Origin of the sequence: Tyzzerella sp. An114, assembly GCF_002161055.1 — a bacterium.
GTDB classification, from domain to species: Bacteria; Bacillota; Clostridia; order Lachnospirales; family Anaerotignaceae; genus Fimicola; species Fimicola cottocaccae.
Genome location: NZ_NFLT01000024.1, coordinates 1 through 20,929, shown reverse-complemented (window position 1 = coordinate 20,929; position 20,929 = coordinate 1). Strand labels below are relative to the sequence as shown.

19 protein-coding genes and 1 pseudogene are annotated in these 20,929 nt (G+C 29.4%); 2 read left to right on the top strand and 18 right to left on the bottom strand.

What is annotated here, in order from left to right:
- Positions 1-215: 215 nt before the first annotated feature.
- From B5E58_RS12125 to B5E58_RS12115, 3 genes are all read right to left on the bottom strand, one after another.
- Positions 216-1,196, bottom strand: coding sequence for a Gfo/Idh/MocA family protein (locus B5E58_RS12125; protein WP_088109921.1), 981 nt, complete (start codon positions 1,194-1,196; stop codon positions 216-218).
- 67 nt (positions 1,197-1,263) lie between these two features.
- Positions 1,264-2,085 (bottom strand): SDR family oxidoreductase, encoded by an 822-nt coding sequence (locus B5E58_RS12120; RefSeq protein WP_088109920.1) that lies wholly within the window; start codon positions 2,083-2,085, stop codon positions 1,264-1,266.
- Positions 2,086-2,106: 21 nt separating this feature from the next.
- The gene (locus B5E58_RS12115; RefSeq protein WP_088109919.1) at positions 2,107-2,961 is read right to left on the bottom strand and encodes a MurR/RpiR family transcriptional regulator; all 855 of its coding nucleotides are present in this window, start codon (positions 2,959-2,961) and stop codon (positions 2,107-2,109) included.
- A gap of 732 nt (positions 2,962-3,693) precedes the next feature.
- On the opposite strand from B5E58_RS12115, the gene B5E58_RS12110 reads away from it, so the two are divergent.
- On the top strand, positions 3,694-3,966 hold the full coding sequence (locus tag B5E58_RS12110; RefSeq protein WP_443080082.1) for an integrase core domain-containing protein: 273 nt from the start codon (positions 3,694-3,696) through the stop codon (positions 3,964-3,966).
- 122 nt (positions 3,967-4,088) lie between these two features.
- Here the strand turns inward: B5E58_RS12110 and B5E58_RS12105 are convergent, their stop codons facing one another.
- From B5E58_RS12105 to B5E58_RS12080, 6 genes are all read right to left on the bottom strand, one after another.
- Positions 4,089-5,351: a zinc-binding dehydrogenase gene (locus B5E58_RS12105; RefSeq protein ID WP_088109917.1), complete on the bottom strand. Its 1,263-nt coding sequence runs from the start codon at positions 5,349-5,351 to the stop codon at positions 4,089-4,091.
- A gap of 46 nt (positions 5,352-5,397) precedes the next feature.
- Positions 5,398-6,237: a mannose/fructose/sorbose PTS transporter subunit IID gene (locus B5E58_RS12100; protein WP_088109916.1), complete on the bottom strand. Its 840-nt coding sequence runs from the start codon at positions 6,235-6,237 to the stop codon at positions 5,398-5,400.
- Between the two features lie 21 nt (positions 6,238-6,258).
- Positions 6,259-7,071, bottom strand: a complete 813-nt coding sequence (locus B5E58_RS12095; RefSeq protein WP_088109915.1) for a PTS mannose/fructose/sorbose transporter subunit IIC — start codon at positions 7,069-7,071, stop codon at positions 6,259-6,261.
- Between the two features lie 26 nt (positions 7,072-7,097).
- Positions 7,098-7,571 (bottom strand): mannose/fructose/sorbose PTS transporter subunit IIB, encoded by a 474-nt coding sequence (locus tag B5E58_RS12090; RefSeq protein ID WP_088109914.1) that lies wholly within the window; start codon positions 7,569-7,571, stop codon positions 7,098-7,100.
- Positions 7,571-7,996 carry a PTS sugar transporter subunit IIA gene (locus B5E58_RS12085; protein ID WP_088109913.1) on the bottom strand — a complete coding sequence of 142 codons (426 nt, stop codon included), beginning with the start codon at positions 7,994-7,996 and terminating at the stop codon, positions 7,571-7,573. Before B5E58_RS12085 ends, B5E58_RS12090 begins: the two co-directional genes overlap by 1 nt.
- Before the next feature lie 110 nt (positions 7,997-8,106).
- Complete coding sequence (locus B5E58_RS12080; protein ID WP_088109912.1) at positions 8,107-8,379, bottom strand: hypothetical protein; 273 nt, start codon at positions 8,377-8,379, stop codon at positions 8,107-8,109.
- 720 nt (positions 8,380-9,099) lie between these two features.
- Here B5E58_RS12080 and B5E58_RS12075 point away from each other — a divergent pair.
- A complete protein-coding gene (locus B5E58_RS12075; protein WP_088109911.1) occupies positions 9,100-9,687 on the top strand; it encodes a DUF829 domain-containing protein in 588 nt (195 codons plus the stop codon).
- Positions 9,688-10,229: 542 nt separating this feature from the next.
- On the opposite strand, the gene B5E58_RS12070 is transcribed toward B5E58_RS12075, so the two are convergent.
- The 9 genes and pseudogenes from B5E58_RS12070 to B5E58_RS12030 form a co-directional block, all read right to left on the bottom strand.
- A complete protein-coding gene (locus B5E58_RS12070) occupies positions 10,230-10,415 on the bottom strand; it encodes an S-layer homology domain-containing protein (RefSeq protein ID WP_158097758.1) in 186 nt (61 codons plus the stop codon).
- Positions 10,415-14,635, bottom strand: coding sequence for a leucine-rich repeat protein (locus B5E58_RS12065; protein WP_088109909.1), 4,221 nt, complete (start codon positions 14,633-14,635; stop codon positions 10,415-10,417). Before B5E58_RS12065 ends, B5E58_RS12070 begins: the two co-directional genes overlap by 1 nt.
- Before the next feature lie 601 nt (positions 14,636-15,236).
- Positions 15,237-15,554, bottom strand: a complete 318-nt coding sequence (locus B5E58_RS12060; RefSeq protein WP_088109908.1) for a stalk domain-containing protein — start codon at positions 15,552-15,554, stop codon at positions 15,237-15,239.
- 35 nt (positions 15,555-15,589) lie between these two features.
- Positions 15,590-16,459, bottom strand: coding sequence for a hypothetical protein (locus tag B5E58_RS12055; RefSeq protein WP_088109907.1), 870 nt, complete (start codon positions 16,457-16,459; stop codon positions 15,590-15,592).
- Between the two features lie 51 nt (positions 16,460-16,510).
- The gene (locus B5E58_RS12050; RefSeq protein ID WP_088109906.1) at positions 16,511-17,650 is read right to left on the bottom strand and encodes a C39 family peptidase; all 1,140 of its coding nucleotides are present in this window, start codon (positions 17,648-17,650) and stop codon (positions 16,511-16,513) included.
- Between the two features lie 48 nt (positions 17,651-17,698).
- Positions 17,699-18,256, bottom strand: coding sequence for a Crp/Fnr family transcriptional regulator (locus B5E58_RS12045; RefSeq protein WP_088109905.1), 558 nt, complete (start codon positions 18,254-18,256; stop codon positions 17,699-17,701).
- Positions 18,257-19,198: 942 nt separating this feature from the next.
- Positions 19,199-19,575: pseudogene (locus B5E58_RS14010) on the bottom strand (DUF3795 domain-containing protein).
- Positions 19,576-19,828: 253 nt separating this feature from the next.
- Positions 19,829-20,203, bottom strand: coding sequence for a type II toxin-antitoxin system death-on-curing family toxin (locus B5E58_RS12035; RefSeq protein ID WP_088109904.1), 375 nt, complete (start codon positions 20,201-20,203; stop codon positions 19,829-19,831).
- The gene (locus tag B5E58_RS12030) at positions 20,200-20,451 is read right to left on the bottom strand and encodes a type II toxin-antitoxin system Phd/YefM family antitoxin (protein WP_088109903.1); all 252 of its coding nucleotides are present in this window, start codon (positions 20,449-20,451) and stop codon (positions 20,200-20,202) included. Before B5E58_RS12030 ends, B5E58_RS12035 begins: the two co-directional genes overlap by 4 nt.
- Between the last annotated feature and the right edge of the window lie 478 nt (positions 20,452-20,929).

Below are 20,929 nucleotides of genomic sequence, written 5' to 3'. Positions count from 1 at the left end.
ATCAATACGGAAGATTATAAACTGTCCTGCTTTTGCTTTTTTTGCAATAAAAGGAGCCTCAATCTCCATAAGTGTAACTGCGTCATTAAGTTTTCTTTTAGTTACTATTTTAAACATTTTAAAACCTCTATTCTCTGTTTTATTATAAATTTTTATAAATATCATATTAAAATAAAAAACGGATTATGAAAAAAATCCGTTTTTTTATCTATAATTTATAATTCTGAATTATAATACATATTCCAATTTTTACGTATTTCTGTCATTATATCAATAACATCTTTTGTGTATTGCAAATTCATAACATCTTCAATATTATTTATTGCTTTTTCCATATCTTCCATTTCATAATATAATGCATCAGATGTATTTCCAGTATTAATTTCTTCAAATTTATTTTCTTCTGTATAATATATTTTTGCTTTATTTGCTCTAGGATACTCCATAATTTCTATGTATCCTTTTTCATATATAATATTAGCACGTTTTGGTTGTTTGCCATGTAAAGTTAATGATATTGTTGCCATTTCTGAATTTTCATTCATTAATAGTATTCCTGCTTGTTCATCAACTCCACTTGGAGCATATTTTACTTGAGATAAAATATTATTTGGTTTTTTACTCATAAAATATCTAGCAAGAGAAATAGCATAAACACCTATATCTAAAAGTGCACCACCAGCAAGTTCTTTGTTAAAAAATCTATTTGTCATATCATATTCTTTATAACTACCAAAATTAATTTGTATCATTTGTAATGGTCCAAGCTTTCCGGATAAAACAAAATCTTTTAATTTTTTATATAGCGGCATATGATATATAGTCATAGCTTCAGCTAATTTCAAATTATTAGCTTCAGCTAATGTGATAGATTCATTAAGTTCATTGCTATTTAATACAATAGATTTTTCACATAAAATATGTTTTCCATTAGCTAATGCTTTACGTATAAAATCAATATGTGTATTATGTGGAGTAGTTATATAAATAACATCAACATTTTCATCATCAAACATATCATCTATTTTTTGATATATTTTTTTTATTCCATATTTATTTGCAAAATCAACAGCTTTTGAATATGTACGATTACCTACTGAATATATTTCTTTTCCAGAATTTTTAATAGCTTTTGCCATTTCATTTGCAACAACACCTGTACCTAATATAGCCCAGTTTATACTTTTATTTTCCACAAAAATTCTCCTTTCAATAAATTCATATAAAAGAAAATATTGTTATACTTTGTGTAATAAATATATATTATCCTCTAGTCTTACCACCAGCAATATTATATGTGACACCATGAATATAACTTGCTCTTTCACTTCCAAGATAACAAACTAAATCTGCTACTTCTGTAAGTTTTCCGCTTCTTCCAAGAGGTGTTGTTGAAGTTTTATTATATCCTGCTCTAAGCTCATCAACTGTTATATTTCTGGTATATGCAAGAGCAGTTTCATATTCAATCGTTCTTAAACCTGTTGCTTCAAGTATACCTGGAGCAACTCCAACAACTCTTATACCAAGTTTTCCAAGCTCTTTTGCCCAAGAACGTGTAAGAGAATTAACTGCATTTTTTGTAGCAGCATACACACTTTGTCCTTCGGAACCTTCTAAACCACTTTCACTAGAAATATTTATAATTACTCCACTTTTTTGTTTAACCATTTCTCTAGCTACTGCTTGAGAACATAAAAATACACCTTTAAAGTTTACATTTACCACTTTATCCCAAGTGATTTCATCAAGCTCATATTTTCCTTTTGGCTCATTAGCATCAACTAATAATCGTGGTATATTTATACCAGCATTGTTAATTAATATGTCTATTTTCCCAAATTTTTGTTTTACAATCTCTACCATATTATTTATACTTTGAGAATTTGTAACATCTGTTAATACATATGTAGATTTACCACTATTTTCATTTAATACAAATTCCGGCTCTTTAGGGTTCATATCGCAAACTATAACGTTTGCTCCATTATTAAGGTATTCTTGTGCAATAGCCTTTCCTATTCCTGATGCTCCACCTGTTACTATTACTACTTTATTCTCTATATTAAGCCATGAGTTATACATAAATAAAATTCCTTCTTTCGTTTATAACTTATCTTCTGCCATAGATTGCTCATGTTCACTTATTCTACTATATGAATCTCTTTTTTTAACCATTAGCATAAGAAATAATATTTCTATAACTGCCATAGCAGATAATCTTGTAAAACTAAATTCATCAAAAAATAATTTTTCTCTTGTTGCTGTATTAAATTGATAATCACTCATATTAGCTAAAGGTGATTTTGAATGATTTGTTATAACTATTAAAGTAGCTCCCCTTTTTTTTGCAACTTCGGACATTGTTATTATTGATTTAGATGAGCCAGATGCTGATATGGCAATAACTACATCTTCTTTTTCTAATGTATGCAAAGATGCAAGTTGAGTTTCCCATATAGGAGATGTTACAGTTTTTATCCCTATTTGTGAAAATTTATATGTAGCATCTAAAATTATAGGTATATTATTACCCAAACCTATAAACTGTACAATTTTAGCATTTAATATTATATCTATAATTTTTTTTAGTTCATTTCCATTTATACCTTCAAATGTTTGTCTAATTTCTTCTATTTTATTTGCCATTATATTTTGGAGAGTTTGATTTATATTATCAAAATCCAATTCATTTGATATGTTTTCATCTTCTTTATCTCTCATTTCTTTAGCCATTTGTATTTTTAAATGATGAAAACCTTTGCAGCCACATTTTTTACAAAATCTTATTATAGTAGCTTCGCTAGCCTCACTAGAAAATGACAGTTCTGAAACTGTCATTTCTATTGCCTTTTCTGGATACGCCATTATAAAATCTGCTACTTTTTTTTCTGCATCATACAAAGTATCATATATTGCGAATATAGTATTTCTTATATCTGTAACATTACAATCCTTCATAAATATATGCCTCCTAATAAAATAGTTGTTTCTGTTACTTTAATATGATATAGATAACAGCCCCTTATTAAAGTTATAATATATTATATAACAAATTTAATTCCTCTAAGAAAGGAGCTGTTATCATGTATAATTATAAAAATCACTTTTAAAAACAATTCTATAACCTGTCCTCGTTATTTTTCTAATTCCATTTATCATTACGGAAAAGATTATAACAGTAATTAAAATATCGTTGCAACCATTGTAAACGTCAATTTACTTTATCCGAAAACTTTAAACATACCAATAGTTATCCTAAATATCATATTTGTGGTAAAAGTACTTTCATTTAGCATAAGTATGATACTTTATATTCATTACAAATGTTCCTCCAAAAAATCTGGTCATTCTATTAAAGTACCTATTTTTAGTACTGTTGCTAAGAAAAAGTTAATTCCTAAATTTATGTTACCTTCTTTTAAAAGATTTCGTTTTTCTCCAAATATAATTCTTACTACCTTAGCTCTTTATTTTGAGTCTTCTACTTCTTTAAGACAGATTAAAATATTTTTGGAAAAATGTTTAATATATCTGTTTCTCATATTTCTATTTATCGTTGGATTAGATATTTTGTTTCTTTCTTTAAATCTGTCTCTAAGTTTCTTATTCAAAAATCTTTAAATAGGTACCAATGCAGAACCTATTACTATTGTTACAGACCGTTTATCTGCTTATAATATTCCTATTTCTATGATATATTCTAATGTTAAGCATAAGGTATATTCATCTTTTTCAGATGATTTAAACAATAATTTTATAGAATCTTTTAATAAAACCTTTAAAGCTTGGTATAAAACTAAAAAAGGATTTAATTCTTTTTCTTCTGCTTTAGATTTAATTTCTAATTTTATTTTTTATTATAACTTTATCCACAAATATTCTTCTTTATCAAACTTAACACTTGCCAATGTTGCAGGAGTAACCTATTCTGATAGAGAACTTAAAAACTGGTTTGTATTTTAAAAAATTTAATAAATATCAGTTTTTTTATATACTCTTTTTTAGAAATATATTTTTAAAACATATTTTTGTATTTTTATTTTCATATTAACTTAACAGATTCAAATAGTCACATTTAAGAGGCTTTATATGTTGGGTACGTTATCAAGTAAAAAGTCTTCAGCCTCTTTACACCATAAACCATTATTTCTTTCTATAATTTCCTTTATTTCTTTTATAATAATATTATTATCTAAATTTAAAATATTATCAACCTCTATTAAAGGAAAACATTTATGAGTATATACAATTTTTTTACCACCTGAAATATTTGGAAGGTTTAATGTAGCTTCTTTAGAAGAATCTAAACCAAGTATATGTGTTGCAATTTTTGATACATTAACTTTTTTATCTTCTATAAGTTTTATTGCTTCTTTCATATCATCTGTATTACCACCACTTGTGCCAAGAAAATGTGTTGCGTTGTAGTGTATATCATAAAAATTTATTTCTGCTGAAAAATCTTTATTTGATGGTCCTGAAAAGAAATTAAGACAACCATCATATGATAATATATCTGCACCATCTTTTATAAGCTCTTTTGATGGAGCAAATACAAATACATCATCAAAACCTCTATTATTATCTGTTAAACTCTTTAAATATTCAGCTGTATTCTCCATATCTCTTGTATTAACATATATTAATTTAATACCTTCTTTTTCAGCTTCTTCTTGTGTATAAAGTTTTTTTGCTAAATCTATTTTGCTTTGTGTTCTTCCAGTAACGACAATCATAGAAGGTTTTTTAGGTCCATGCATAGCATAGTCTATTGCAAGAAATCCCATAGGACCAGTAGCTCCTAAAATAGCAATATTTCCTCCTTCTTTGATTCCCATAACATGTTCATAACTAAATGTCTTTTTCAAATGATAATTAGCATTAAATGCACCTATTACACAAGAAAGTGGTTCAACCAAAGAGCCTTCAAAATAAGTATCGCCTTTAAAAGGAAGTAAGCAACCATTTTCCATAACTTCTTTTGGTATTATAATATATGTTGCATCTCCACCTATAAATTTATAAGAATATCCAGGAGCTGAATTTGATTTTGTACCTATATTAGGTTGAATACAATATTTATCTCCTTCTTTATAATCATTATGCCATAAACTACCAGTTTTTATTATTTTACAGCAAAATTCATGTCCTAATATTATTGGATTTTCACTTACATTATTAGGAACTTTTTTATGATTAGCTCCTTGAGATACAGCTTTAAAACTTGACATACAAAGACTATCAGTAACTACTTCTGCTAATATCTCATCACTTTGTATTTCTGGAAGTTCAAATTCTTCAATTCTTATATCCTTTTCACCATATAATCTTAATGCTTTTGTTTTCATGTCTAAATATTACCTCTTTTCTTTTGCATAAAAATATCTTTAATAATTATGCTAAGAATCCAAAATATGAACCAGCAATTCCTATAAAGAATATTATAAATATGAGTAAAATAGGACTCATACGTTTCTTTAAAAGTCTACATACAAAAAGTGTAAGAACTAATGGAAGTAATCCTGGTAATAATTGGTCTAATATATTTTGTACTGTTGTTTGAACCATAGTTCCACCTGCACCTTCAAGAGTTGAAACAACAATAGGTACATTTATAGTAGTCCATTTAGAAACAAGAGCACCCATAACAAAAAGTCCAAGTATAGATGCACCTTCAGTTAATTTCTGAAGAATATTTCCTGATAAATCTTTTACCATATCAAGACCTTTTCTATATCCATAATCAAGACCAAACCATAAAAATGCAAGTCTAAAAGCATTGAAAAGAACAAAGAATAACACAGGTCCAAGAAAACTTCCTCCAAGTGCAAGTGATGCTCCTAATGCAGCTGTTATAGGTCTTAAAGTTCCCCACATTACAGGGTCGCCAACTCCACAGAAAGGTCCCATAAGTCCAACTTTAATACTATTAATTGTACCATCATTTATATCTGCACCGTTAGCTTTTGTTTCTTCCATAGCACCAACAACACCTAAAATAGGACCTGTACATGCAGGAGTAACATTAAAGAATAAAAGATGTCTTTTTAATGCTGCAACCTGTTCTTCTTTAGTTTTATAAAGTCTTTTTATAGCTGGTACCATATCAAAACAGAAACCAAGTGCGTGAATTCTTTCAAAGTTAAAAGATGCTTGTTGAAAATTTGAACGAATCCAAATATTTATTAAATCGCCTTTAGTTAATTTCTTTTCTGAAGTATTTTTATTTTCCATTAAAATCCCCTCCTAAAATAATCAGTCAAGTTCATCATCTAAATCATCATCTAAATTGTTTGATACATTAGATGTTACAGCTACTGTTTTTGGCATATTAAATTTAGGATTTAATTGTACATATGTAATTGCCATTACTGCACCAAGTATACCAAATGCAACAAGATTAAAGTCTGTAAATGCTGCTACAACAAATCCAAGGAAGAAAAATGGCATTAAATATTTTGCACCCATCATATTAAGTACCATAGCATAACCAACAACAACTATTATTCCACTTGCAATTTGAAGACCTGATGTTACAAATTCTGGAATCATTCCAAGCATATTTGAAACACCTTCTGGACTTACAAATATAGAAATTATTAAAGCTGGAATAGCTACACGAAGTGCTTGAACAACAAGAGCTGCTATATGACAAAAATCTATCATTTTAAAATTAGCATCTTCTGCATATTTATCTGCTGCGTGCTGAAAAGCAACTGTTATTGTTCTCGCTATAACTGTTAAAACTTGACCTGCTGCCGCAAGAGGAAGAGCAACTGCAATACCTGCTCCTATTTCTTGATTTCCTACTATTACAAGTATTGTTGATATAACACTAGCAAGTGCAGAGTCTGGTGATTGTGCTGCACCTATATTCATCCAACCAAGTGCTATAAGTTCAAGTGTTCCTCCAAGTATAATTCCTGTTTTTATATCTCCAAGTATTAAACCTATAAGAGTACATGCTATCAATGGTCTATGTGTTTGAAATGAGTCAAGAACACTTCCCATACCTATAATTCCAGATACTATAAATATCAATATAATTTGTAATGTATTTATTTCCATAATATTTACACTCCTTTTTATCTAAATTATATTTTTGACATTAAATCTATTTTTGCATCTGTGGCAACTGGTCTTATTTCAAGTTCAACTCCCATTTCATGCATTTTTCTAAAAGCGTCTTTATCTGATTCATCAACCGATACTGCTTTTGTAATTTGTGTTTTTCCAGTTTTAAATGCCATTCCACCTATATTTACACTTCTAATAGGAACACCACCTTCAATCATTCTAAGTACATCTTGAGGACACACAAAAAGGAAAAATACTGTATCATTTTCATATTTAGGATTATTATAAACACGTATAGCTTTTGCAATATCAACTACACTTACTTTTACACCAGGAGGACCAACTTGAAGAAGTAATGTTTTTCTTATGTCATCATTAGCTACTTCATCACTACATATTATAATTCTCTCTGCATTAGCTTCTTTCGCCCATACAGTAGCAACTTGTCCATGAATTAATCTGTCATCTATTCTACATAAATTAATTTTCATTATAATTCCTCCTCATCATCATTTTCTATTTCTTTTAGCATTTTTCTAAAGGAACGAATATATTCTTCTTTATTTAAGCTATCAAATAAATTTTCAAAAGCATATGTACCTGATTCTCTTTGAACTAAAATATCAAGAAGCATAGGAACACTTAATCCTGTTAAAATTTCAATATTGTTATTTTTCATTGCAACTTCAAATGCTGCATTATAAGGACTACCTCCAAATAAATCTACAATTATTAAAATCTTTTCATCTTTATTAAAATTATTTATAAGTTCATTAAATTTAGTTTTTAGTGTTTCTGTATTTTCCCCTGGAATAAATGTAATAATTGAACATTCTTTTAACTTTCCGAAAATCATTTCTGCAGTATTTTTCATTTCTACTGAAAGATTTCCATGTGCAGCTAATATAATTTCCATATTATACCTCCCTTTCATAATAAAAACAAAATTTTATTTTGTGTCGACTCAAAATAAGAATTTTTATTTCGTTACAAGTGTATTATATCAGCAAAATAAAATTTCGTCAATTATAATTTGACAAAATAATACTTTTTAATATATAAAATTCGATAGTATTTTTTGTACAATTTTACTATTTCTATCATAACTTCTGTAATAATATCAGATAAAATTTCTAAGTGTTGTTCTTGATAAACGTATCCTGAATAAAAATGAATTGCTTTTTCTATAAAATCACTTCTATTTGCAAATTTTTTTATTATTACAGCTGAATCACTTTTATCTACAGCTTCTTTTGTGAGCCATACTGTATATCTTTGTTTTTTATATTCTTCATTCATATATCTTAAAACCTCCTTTGAGTCGGCATAAACGTTAGCCTAAAACTCTTTATTTTCTAAGTAAATATTAATTTATTAACTTGGATAACTCTGACACGAGCGTTAATCGTATTTTACGAGCGTTGCGAAAAAATCCCCGCACTGCGGGCGATTTGAGGAAACCGTCAGCCATCTTGATGGCTGACTTTCACCTGCACTTTTGTTTTCCTCATAAATCCCCCCTATCAAAGCCATATTTTTGCCTTGAAACTCCACTTGAAATTTCGCTTATTTTTACTCTACTTTTTTTGATAAAAGCCTTCTTTTTGAAACGTCTTAATATTTGCCCAAATTTGCCTTTATTACATCTTGCTGATTAATAACACCACCTCCTTACAATAACTTCACACAAGGGCAAATATAGGCATAAAAAAGGCGAACTCTTTGGTTCGCATAAGTTTATTAACGTATTCTGTTTTTAACTGCTTTTATATTTTTCAACTTTACTTAAAATCGCCTTAAACAGGCTTTATTTTTATTTAGGTATAATTTCCCGCCTCCTTCACAAATCTTTAAACAAGGGCAAACACAGCCCTAAAACAGCCATTATAATACTTTTGTCACATCACATTTTTTGATATTTTTTATTCTTCTGAAAACAATTATATGTTGACATATCCCCTCATCAGAGTTTATATACCACAAGTGGCTCTGCCAACTTCAAAGTAAAGGGGTTATTTTATGGATATTTTTAATCATTTTATTTCTAACCACAATGAAAACACACCTAAGTTTTCAGAAATTTTTAACTCAATCAATGAACTAAAACTTATTCTCAATGAAAAAAGTTATGTTCTTGACCATTATCTTTCAATGTTTTTTCACCTGATAAAGCAAATGGATTTTACATATTTGCAAGAAAAAATCCATTGTTTATTCAAAAAATATGTTGAGAATTCTTTGAACTTAGCAGAAAAAAATCTTAAAATTCATTATCATGAACCTGAAACAAATGAAAATCTTTTAATATTATCTGTGGCAGACTATATTATTAAGCAATCACTTTCTGATTTTACAACTGAAATTTACTATCATTGTTGTAATGAAGTTGATGTAATAGAGTTTCAAGAAACAGAAAATAAACTTATAAACCTTGTTGGCAAAGAAAAATTTGAAACATTTCAGTTGATGCTTACTCAATATTTCATTGCAACTTCCTTTGCTCAATTCTTTTTACAAGTTATGATAAAAGAATTAAGTCTGGCTCTTACCACTCGTGATATTGAAACTGATAATGAAATATTTAGGCTGTTTTTAAAAAACTTATAATATTTTTATATTAAACAAGGCGAACCTTCTTAGGCTCGCCTTGTTTATACTCATATACAAATTTATTTTTCTATTTTTAAGCATTTCATAATTACATATACAATATTTAAAACCCCCTGTTTATATTTAAAAAGTAATAACTTAAATTTTTTAAATTCTTCTATTTCATCTTGTTTAAACTCTTATGGCTCATAAAAAATTTCTCCTCTCTTATTTCTTCTTTGTTAACAGCAATAAAAATTAATTCATACTACTATAAAATAAATTTTAGTTACTCATCCCCCCTTACAATACATACATGCAAAAATCACTCCTCTTAAGTTTTTATTTTATAAAACACAACATAATCACTTATTGTGATTATGATTGTTATTTTTTGTCATAAATTTAAAGGTACAAAAATCCATAATAGCTATTTTCTATTACATATTTTTCTCTTTTAAATTCCAATAAAAAAGCCTGCAACAGAACATTTAATCTGTAACAGACTTTTTATAATTTATTAAAATATTATATATAACTATAAAATATATTGAAATGAATTATATAGCTTTTATACAATAATTCATCAATATTTGAGCAACTTCAGCACGAGTAGCAGTTCCTTTAGGATCAAGAATACTATTGCCTTTACCAGATAACAGACCTGAACCAACTGCCCAAGAAATTGCATTTTTTGACCAATCTGATATATCATCTGCATCCTGAAAAGATGTTAAATCCCCCACTATATCCGTGTTACCGCCTTTAGGAGCAAACTTATCACTGCTATAACCTTTACTATATCATTTTCAAATGCCCATTGTACTGCTTCTGTATACCATTGATTGGATTCAACATCTGAAAATTGATTTGTACCAGTAGTTACAGGTGTGTTTTCTAAGCGATGTAATACTGTTACAATCATAGCTCGATTCATAGATAAGTTTGGTGCAAATTCTGTATCAGAGATACCTTGCATCATATTATTCTTGTAAATGTATTTAACAGCATCATAATACCAAGCATTTTCCGAAATATCATAAAATGGTAATAGTATAATTTGATCTGTATCAACTACAATTTCAACAAATTTTGCATTTATCGTAACATTTGAGGAAGGCATTACAAAGGTATATTCTAAATCTGATTTCTGTGTTAGCTCTACAAAATCACCATTTTTATCTGATACAGTAAGAACATCAAGTTTATATCCTTCATTAGGTGTTACATTAAGAGTTATAATTTTACCTCTACTCGCATTCTTATCACTGATTGTTACATTACCACCAGTTGAACTTTGACTTGAGATAGTATATGATGTAGACATTACACTGCCACCACCAGAACTACCACCACTACTACTAGATGTAGATTTTATATTGACAACGACTGTACAATTTGCAGTAAAACCACCATCTATAGTTTTAACTGTAATTGTAGTAGATCCATTTGATAAAGCAGTAACTAAACCAGTATTATCAACAGTAGCTACACCAGGGTTACTAGAAACCCAAGTAGCGGATTTATTTGTTGCATTTATTGGTAAAATGTTAGCTTTGAGTTGATAAACATCTTCAACCTGATTTAGTTTAATCTCAGATGTATTCAATTCTACACCTGTAACTGAAATACTAGAAACTGTACTTGCATCAGCAATTGCATATAAGCTAAAATGATTTGTTTCAAATACTAAATAATTCCCCTCTACTACAGCTTGTAAAATAGCCCAACTTCCATCAGATTCCTGTCTGTAAATAACACAACGATTCTTGTCATACTCGTTTGGAATAGGTATTTTTACTGTAACTTTTCCATTAGGCTGAACTTCTTTTTCATTTTTAACAAAACATATATTATACAATCGATAATCTTCAACTGGAATCTTTCCACCAACAATTTCAATGGCATCTGTATCTGAAATTCGAAAAACCTGTAATACCGCTTCACTATCTATAACATCATCGCCTGCTGTGACAGTGACGCCCTGTACCGTAGTTGTGTTACTAGTAGAGTCAGGCACATGGATTAAAATACTAGGTGCATTTGTACTGTAACAAATATCATTAGTTTGTACAACATAAGAAGTCAAGCTTGTGAATGCAAAGCATCCATCAAGGACAATTCCTACTGGTCCTGTTAGAACTGAAAATACAGATTCAAGCTCTCCAACAACACTTTCTGCCGAAGCTTTCCAGTTTAATCCTATACTATCCAGAAGATCTTCCGCATCCACTGTTATTGCTTTAGCTGCCTCTCCAAAGCCAAACTCAAGGGAAGTTTGGGACACGTTCAAAGCAATTTCATTGAACTTATCCATAAACCATTCTTGAAAATCTATATCTTCAATAGCTTTATCAATAATATCATCAGCGATTTGGCTTGTTTGGACTTCATTTACACTAACATCAACAATTGTATTAATACTAAGCATAAGATAATCAACTGTATTGTATAGAAATACACCTGGAGACTCAGAGAAATTATTAGAAATAGTTAGATAGCCATCCTTAGGAACATGTACTGAAACTGGAGTTTCCTTACTAAGAACTCCTGATGTATAACTTAAAAGTCTTCCATCAATAGAATCTGCAATCAAATAATACATTGCTTCACCAGTATCCCAAATACTAGAAATATCAGAAAATTTATCTATTTTCTCACTTTTTATCCATTTTCCATCCTTATCATAAACATCAACAGATCCATACATATATCCCTTATTGTAAACATTGAAGGAAACATCATATCCCCCATCACTTGTTTTGGTATAAGAAAAATTATTTACATACAAATCATTTATATTGTAAAAATTTGTGAGTACACTCTCTCCATATACATTAGGTACGAATGACGGAATATCATTCATACGATAACTATATGCTTTAGATACTGATTTTCCAACAGAAATATCAAATGATATATATGCTCCACTGTATGAGTCGGAAACAGTAAGACTAGAACGTCCCTCTGATAATCCAGTAACAGTGAAATAATAGCTTCCATCTTTTCGTGTGTAATCTGATATAGAAATAACCTTTTCATTTCCTATTACAAATGCAGGCTCTATCCAATTTTCAACTAACTTATCATCTCTATAAAGTGAACAAGTAATGTCAATTGTATCATCAATATTTGTAGAAAAGTTTGGTGTAGATGCATAAATTTTAATATGATAGTCTTCTTTAGCCTCTGCAATTTGGAATATATAGGATGCAGTTAATCCTTCCAGACAGAGTATTTCTACTCGTTGTCCCACAAGCTGCTCTACACTTGTAAACAGGCTTTCATCAGTTATATAATTTGTAAAATAAGTTACACCATCAATGACAAGCTGCTTAGAATCATTATCCCATTCCTCCAATGTTCCAGTCTTTTTTTGTAATTCAGTATATCCTACAATTTCCTCAGAAGAAAGATGATAAAGCACCTGTTTCCCAATAATGCCCTCAGAAACAATCAATCCGTTAACAACTGCATAAGTACCATCCTCAAGTTGCAAGGAGGTTACAGATGTATTGCCATTCCCCTCAATTACATTGGTCACAGTACCAATTTTGGAGTCCACAGGTTTTATGCTGGAAATTTCAAGCGGATTACTTTCACTCATCTTAACCAACACATATTTTCCAACTAGTTGGTCTATAGATTGATTCGGAGATATCTCAGTATTATCAGTCACAGAATGGGCAAGAACACTGTAGTCAAAATAAGCCTGTTTTTTATCAGAATCCCACTTACTGAAAAATTCTACGCTTCCTATGGATGTCTCTATCCCTGGGTCATCTGGACCTGTGCTGTTGTAATGGATAGTGGCGCTGGTCAGATCCTCATTGAAGGTGCCAATCGAAATGGCGGCCCACTCCGCCTTGGAACCGCCGTAGTAGACATCGGTCAGGCTGTCGCAGTCAGAAAACGCAAACTGCCCAATAGAAGTGACGCTGTCCGGGATGGTTATACGGGTCAGGCTCTCGCAGAAATAAAACGCATCCTTCCCAATGGAGGTAACGCTGTCCGGGATGGTTACGCTGGTCAGGTTACCGCAGCCATAAAACGCCCCCCCATCAATGGAGGTGACGCTGTCCGAGATGGTCACACTGGTCAGGTTATCGCAGTGAGAAAAGGCCCACGTCCCGGTGGAGGTCACGCCATCCTTAATGGTCACACTAGTCAGGCTGTCGCAGAAAGAAAACGCAGAATTCCCAATGGAGGTCACGCTGCCCGGGATGGTTACGCTGGTCAGGCTCTCGCAGCGATAAAATGCCATATCCTCAATGGAGGTCACGCTGTCCGGAATGGTCACCCCGGTCAGACTGTCGCAGCCAGAAAACGCAGATTCCCCAATGGAGGTGACGCTGTTCGGGATGGTTACGCTGGTCAGGCTGGTGCAATTAGAAAACGCATTATTCCCAATGGAGGTGACGCTGTCTGGGATGGTCACACTAGTCAGGCTAGTGCAGGAAGCAAACGCATCACTTCCAATGGAAGTTACACCGTTTCCGATGGTCACACTGGCCAGGCTATCGCAGTCCTCAAACACCGAATATCCAATGTTGGTGACGCTGTCCGGAATGTCCACACTGATCAGGCTGTTACAGTTACGAAACGCCTCCGCCCCAATGGAGGTAACGCTGACTTCCTCGATTTTTTCTGGGATTACAGCCTCGGTTACCTCTTCATCACAATCGGTAATTGTCCCTGTAGCTGTATCAAAATAAATATTCCCACCCTCTACAGGATAGGCTATCTCGGTTTCGCTGAGAATGTGAGGGCTATCCGTTCCCGTTTCCCCATTTGACTGGATTTTGTCCTCTGTACTGTTTTGCTGCAAGTTTTCTTCTAAAACCAGCGGCTCAGTCTCCACTGGTAATTCACTGTCCTCTGTTGCAAAAGCTGATATTGGAAACATAGTTGTTACCATACATAATGCAACAATAGCACTAAAAATTCTCCTTTTTAAATCTTTCATTTAATCTTCCCCCCTTATTTTTATAGTTTCTGTTAATTTAATATGATATAGACAACAACCCCTTACTAAGAATACAATAATTATATAAACAAAAGTTAATCCCCCTTAGAAAGGAGCTGTTATCATGTATAATTATAAAAATTGCTTTTGAAAATAATTCTATAATCTGTCCTCGTTGTTCTTCTAATTCCATTCTTCGTTATGGAAAATACTCTAACAATAATCAAAAATATCGTTACAATTATGCTCTTTTTTAGAAATGTATTTTAAAAACATATTTTTATATTTTTATTTCCATATTAACTTAACAGATTCTTTTTATATAATACTTAATCTTAATCAAATATCGCTTTTTCCTTTAATTTCTTATATAGTTATTAATAATAATATTGGTATTAAAAAAGATGCAATATACCTATAATTGAATCTATCTATTAAACCTTAATAATTTTTATCGAATTCAATTACTATATTACATTAAAACAATTTTACTGTTCCAATGTGATTTTAATGAGACATTAAATTATTATAAACTTGATGTTAATGTTTTACTTAATATTTTATTTTTAAAACAAACCAGAATTTTTTAACTAACTATATTTTATGAGCTATATCCAACAAATGTATCAATTTTTATAGCATTCTGTGTACTATCCCATAAAACTCCAAAATCTATAAATTTACCAATATCTCTAAGCTGGAAATATGTATTACCATCTATTGTGTAAGCATCAAGATTTGTTTTTACACCATCAACATATAATATAGCATTACTTTTAACTGCATTTGTATTATTTGAAGATGATATAGCCATCTCTCCACCTACTACTGTATAAGCTTTACCTTTTGTAATACCTATTGCACCCTTTTCAGCGTCCCAACCAACTTCAAAATTTTTGTCTGTTCCATTTAATGCCATTGCAATGTCTCTAAGTTTGAAATAATTATATCCATTTATATTATAAGATTGGAAAGCTGTATTTTTCCATCTATCAATACTGTAGAATTTGTTCTGGAAACTGTTATTTCTGGTTCATTTGGCTTTCTACTTTCACTTTCTGTAATATCACCATTAAATTCTTTAATAACATCATAGATAGAACTTTCTCTGTCTCCTTCATAAGGAGTTACAGCAAAAGAAAAGTCGCTGAATATACCCTCAGAAGGTATTAACATTAATTCTGAAAACTCTTTTATTTTATAACTTGCATACGCCCTTTCTTTATCACTCTTACTTTCAGCAATTTTAGCAATAAAGGAATGATTATCTGACAAAGGTACTGTTTCATTAGTTATAGTACCACCTTCTGATGTATACATGTTGTTTCCTGCATATACCATCGTACGTATATTTTTATTAATTTCAATTTCATCTAGAGACTTAAGCTCAGATGTCATACCAAATCCAAGAGGACTTTCTTCCCTAATAAAAAATCCCATACCATCTGAAGTGCTTATTGTTACTTCTGTACCGTCTTCAACAATAAAATTAATGAATCCAAGAGGATTTGTTAGTTCAGCACCTTCATCTTCAGAAATAAAATTTTTGTTACTAATATTAATATCATTGATTTCTTTACTAAAATCAAATTTTAAGTATGCACCCTCAATCTTTTTTTCATCCTCTTCATTTTTTGTCCAACCAAATCCCTGTTCTTGCTCATCATCTAACTCAAATCTTATAGTTGCTGATGTAGGTGTTAGTTCACTTAAATATCCAGAAGCATTTAATCGAAACCCTCCCGCCATAGCCATGCTTGAACAACCAAGAGTAGTAACCATTGCAGTTATCAAAGCAACTGTCTTTTTTAAATAATTTCTCATAATACAATCCCCCTTATTTTTTTAAATTCTGGTTTGTTTTATCTATTATAATTAATTTATGACTATACATTGACTTCCCATCTGTTTCCAACCTGCTATAAAATTGCTCTTGTTCAATTTTCTCGAACCACCTGTTAGAGGGTCATTTATATAAACATAATTATTGTCTATGCCTGTGATTACAACCGAATGTTCTTTATATGTAATTTTTATTACACCTGAAGGTGTATTCCAATAATTGAAATAACTGTCGTCAAGATATCTAAACCTTGAATTATTAATTACCCAAACAGGTTTATTGTTTTTTATATAGTAATATAAATCCTCAAATTCACAACCTGTCAAATCTAAAACCCTATTGCCAACATAATTTTCAGCTAAATTTTTAATTGGTGTATGATAAACTCCAAGACCAAAAGTTCTTAGACTATACATATCACCTATAAATCCCTTGTTAGGGTCTTCCTTATATGGTATTTTTACAATTTCATCAGCTAACTTCATTTTAGAAACATTTATTCCGTTATAATTAAGAATCATAGCTAAACTTGTAACCTCACAACCTCTAGGAAGCTGTGGATTTTGAGCTATTTTAGGAACATTTTTTATTATATGGTTGCATTCATATGTTTTTTCATAAGCAATATTATCACTGTTTGAATAATATAATGGTGAAATATTAGGATATGACTTTTTAATTTTTATATAATCCTGAACTGTACTACAACTCACCCTTAAATTATTTTCTATATAATAATACTGTTCATAATTATCCCATACAGGAATAGCTCCTCCAACAAAACTATTTGCATATAACTTTGCATATGCACAAGCGTCTTGAAAATTTTCCTTATATGCTAGAAGTATATCATCTTGAAATATCGCCATAGGCTCTGTTTTAATTGTTGTATTTCCTATACTTGGTAATACTACTTGTTCGTCAATACCATTAGTATTATGCCATATTAAACCATTGTATATTACTGTTGAATGACTCCATAACTTTGCATATTCAACAGCTTCATCATAATCAGAAAAACTACGGAGAAATTCATCATTTTGATATACATGATAATTACTATTTTCTTCATAATAATTAAATATATTTTCAATACTATCATTAGCAAAAACAGTACTATATATAAATAGAGATAACCCTAAACTCACAATACCGCCTATTAAAAACCTCATAAAAACCCCCAAAAGTTATTACATTGATTATAAATATCAATTGTAATTTTATTTTTTAATTCTACATAATGTAACCGGACTCATGCCTAAAAAAGAAGCTATATCCTTGTCTCTTATATAATTATTTAGGTTAGGATATACCTCAAGAAACCAATTATATCTCTCAATCGCACTCATTCTATATCTTATTTCTTTCAATTTCCAATGTGATTCTAGAGATTTATACAATAGTTCATTATATAAAGTTAATAACTCTTTATATTTTCCAATTCTATCTTTTATATCAGATAATTTAATTTCAACCACTTTTGCATTAGTTACAGCACTTATATATATATCGCTTTTTTCTCTAAAGGCAAAGGCTGACACAAGAGGTTGTCCACACTCAAATCCTAAACAATCTGTAATTTCACTTCCTTTTTCGTCATAAAAAAATCCACGAAAAACACCTTCTATTAAAAAGTATAAATTTGTTTGTGGTTTTTCAGCTTCAGCTACCATAAATCCTTTGTTTACAAATTTAATCTTAGATAAAGAACTTAATTCCATTACAATAGTATCATTTTTTATATTTAAAACATTTGAATAAAAATCATATAATTCCATAATATACCTCCATTTCCTATATTTTTATATTATAAACAATTAATATCCCAAGCTCATTAACATATGTTAATTTTTAAAGTTTATATCTCCAAAATTTAATTGTAAAAATTAGTATATATGTATAAATAATAACTACTCTATATTAAAAATGGCAATAAAAAAGCAGTACTTTAATTTGTACTGCCATAAAATAATTTTTAGTTACTCATCCCCCCTTTATAGTACGAGTATATAAAAATCACCCATATTAAGTTTTTATTTTATAAAACACAATATAATCACTTATTGTGATTATGATTGTTATTTTTCGTCATAATTTGCGAAATATTTTTTTAAAAAATGGTTATAAAATGAATTTGTTAAATTTTGACATATATTTTAAGATACAAAAAAAGCGATGTGAACTTAAAATCACATCGCTTTAAATCGATTTTTTGCCTAATTTTTGCCATGTCATCTATGAAAATCGAATTTTTTTAAGCCTAAAAATCATTCAAAAAACCTCTGAAAACGTTGATTTCTCGGGCTTTTTTGACTATGTCATCATGTTTGACTACTCATCCCATCATGACGATATAAATAGTATGACATATGGAAACACTTGTCCCTTGGTGTAGGGTTATTTTTCAAAAAATTTTGTGTTTCTTTGTTTCCTTTCTTTGAAAGAATTAATGGAAACAAAAAAATCCATAATAGATATTTTATTCTATTATGAATTTTTCTCTTTTCATTAAATATAAAACTATTTAATTATTTTAATCATTCTTAGTATACTACAAATTTACAAGATTCTCAAACCTCAAATTAAGTTATCACCTAACTTTAACATACTATTTCTGATTTTCTACTTCGTGTAATAAATGATAATATCTGATATTCAGTTTTAAAAATTCGGATTAAGTTGTTCTGATGATATGAAACTCAATAAACTCACTTTTTATCTTATCTATAATTTTCTGTTCTTATAAATTCTATTAGTTTCTCTACATCATTAAAATTGTCATAATCACCATCTATTCCTTCACGATGATAAATTACTCCATTTTTCTCATTTCTTTCTAGGCAATCTAAAAGATAATCTTCACCGTACCTTCTAGCAAATTCTGTAAAAGCATAAGGTTTAATTTTATCTAATAATCCTTTTCTACATTTTTCATTACATTCATAACAATGTGAAAATTTTTTAGAAATTGAACATCTTCTATTTTCACACCAGTTCTTATCTGGACATTTACCTGAATCACAGCCACCACAGTTACGTTTTCAGAACATAAACAACAGGCAAGCCCACATCGTGCAATTCCTAATTCTCTCTTCATAACAATATCTCCTAATTCCCATATATGATAAGTCTTTAAATATCTACTATAATAAAATTCTCATGTTTAGAATTATTTATATTTAAAATAATATTAGTAAGTATAATAAACCTAATCATTGGCTAAATTTATAATTTCTTTGTTAATATATATCTAATATTATACAATTAAAGAACAATAACTAAAATAGCAAGCACTCATAATAATATATATCTGAACACATAATAGGTTTTTAAAATAATAAATCTTTAAATTAAGAATATTTTTTAATCCAAGTAATAATATCTTCTTGTTCAAATTTACCTGAAGCAATTTCAAGACCAAGAATTATAATTTCTTCATCACTACAATTAATAATTATGCTATTTAACTCTAAAAATGTAAGCATAGCTAAGACACCTATACGCTTATTTCCATCATGAAATGCATGATTATTTACTAATCCATAACAGAGAGCAGCTGCTTTTTTCTCTATTGTTGGATATAATTCTTCTCCCATAAATGTTTGAAAAGGATTATTAACAGCAGATTCTAATAAATTATCATCTCTAATACCATCAAGACCTCCTGTATGTCTTATCAATAATTTATGCATATCTATAATTTGTTTTTTAGTTAATATAATCATTTTGCCAGCTCCTCAAAAGCTCTTATATGCTTGCTTAAAATTCTTTTAGAAACTTCTTCAACTGTTTCATCTTTGGCTTCTTTAATAACATCTTCTTTTTTAATTTCATTATATTCAATAATAACATATTTAGGTACATTATTTTTTAAAATAACAGCTGCTCCGTTTTCGTCAACTAATCTTGCAACTTTTGAAAAATTTTGATTTGCTTCTGTCATTGAAACTAAATTTTTTAAATTAACTTGCATTATATCACTTCCTTTCTTTATTATATTATATAATAAATATAGGATATATTCAACCTATTCAAAACAACAATAATAGATTAATATTTCATTATTTATAAATTTATTCAAATAAATAATAGAAACAAAAAAATCTGCAATAGATATTACTTTCTAGTACAGATTTTTCTCTTTTCATTATTTAAATATTATTTTTGTGATTCTTATAATTTTTTATATATCCCTATTATCAATATATAAACTAAGAACATTATTTTGTTATTACTTATTTATAACACATTTTATATAACTTATGTATAATGTCAATATATTTATATACAAATTAAAATAATTTTATTTGATAGCATAAATCAAAAATTTTAAAGTTATACTTAAAAACAACAATTTTTTAATCAAATAAATATTTATAAGCTATTCGATTTTCAAAAGAAGAACCAAATCCAAGCATAATTCGTTTCTCCTCATCTTTATTCCAAAACTC

Excerpts from the sequence above, each read along its gene's own strand:
- B5E58_RS12120 (WP_088109920.1), bottom strand. The coding sequence starts at position 2,085 with ATGTATAACTCATGGCTTAATATAGAGAATAAAGTAGTAATAGTAACA.
- B5E58_RS12115 (WP_088109919.1), bottom strand. The coding sequence starts at position 2,961 with ATGAAGGATTGTAATGTTACAGATATAAGAAATACTATATTCGCAATA.
- B5E58_RS12110 (WP_443080082.1), top strand. The coding sequence starts at position 3,694 with ATGATATATTCTAATGTTAAGCATAAGGTATATTCATCTTTTTCAGAT.
- B5E58_RS12105 (WP_088109917.1), bottom strand. The coding sequence starts at position 5,351 with ATGAAAACAAAAGCATTAAGATTATATGGTGAAAAGGATATAAGAATT.
- B5E58_RS12100 (WP_088109916.1), bottom strand. The coding sequence starts at position 6,237 with ATGGAAAATAAAAATACTTCAGAAAAGAAATTAACTAAAGGCGATTTA.
- B5E58_RS12095 (WP_088109915.1), bottom strand. The coding sequence starts at position 7,071 with ATGGAAATAAATACATTACAAATTATATTGATATTTATAGTATCTGGA.
- B5E58_RS12090 (WP_088109914.1), bottom strand. The coding sequence starts at position 7,571 with ATGAAAATTAATTTATGTAGAATAGATGACAGATTAATTCATGGACAA.
- B5E58_RS12085 (WP_088109913.1), bottom strand. The coding sequence starts at position 7,996 with ATGGAAATTATATTAGCTGCACATGGAAATCTTTCAGTAGAAATGAAA.
- B5E58_RS12080 (WP_088109912.1), bottom strand. The coding sequence starts at position 8,379 with ATGAATGAAGAATATAAAAAACAAAGATATACAGTATGGCTCACAAAA.
- B5E58_RS12075 (WP_088109911.1), top strand. The coding sequence starts at position 9,100 with ATGGATATTTTTAATCATTTTATTTCTAACCACAATGAAAACACACCT.
- B5E58_RS12065 (WP_088109909.1), bottom strand. The coding sequence starts at position 14,635 with ATGAAAGATTTAAAAAGGAGAATTTTTAGTGCTATTGTTGCATTATGT.
- B5E58_RS12060 (WP_088109908.1), bottom strand. The coding sequence starts at position 15,554 with ATGGCATTAAATGGAACAGACAAAAATTTTGAAGTTGGTTGGGACGCT.
- B5E58_RS12055 (WP_088109907.1), bottom strand. The coding sequence starts at position 16,459 with ATGAGAAATTATTTAAAAAAGACAGTTGCTTTGATAACTGCAATGGTT.
- B5E58_RS12050 (WP_088109906.1), bottom strand. The coding sequence starts at position 17,650 with ATGAGGTTTTTAATAGGCGGTATTGTGAGTTTAGGGTTATCTCTATTT.
- B5E58_RS12045 (WP_088109905.1), bottom strand. The coding sequence starts at position 18,256 with ATGGAATTATATGATTTTTATTCAAATGTTTTAAATATAAAAAATGAT.
- B5E58_RS12035 (WP_088109904.1), bottom strand. The coding sequence starts at position 20,203 with ATGATTATATTAACTAAAAAACAAATTATAGATATGCATAAATTATTG.
- B5E58_RS12030 (WP_088109903.1), bottom strand. The coding sequence starts at position 20,451 with ATGCAAGTTAATTTAAAAAATTTAGTTTCAATGACAGAAGCAAATCAA.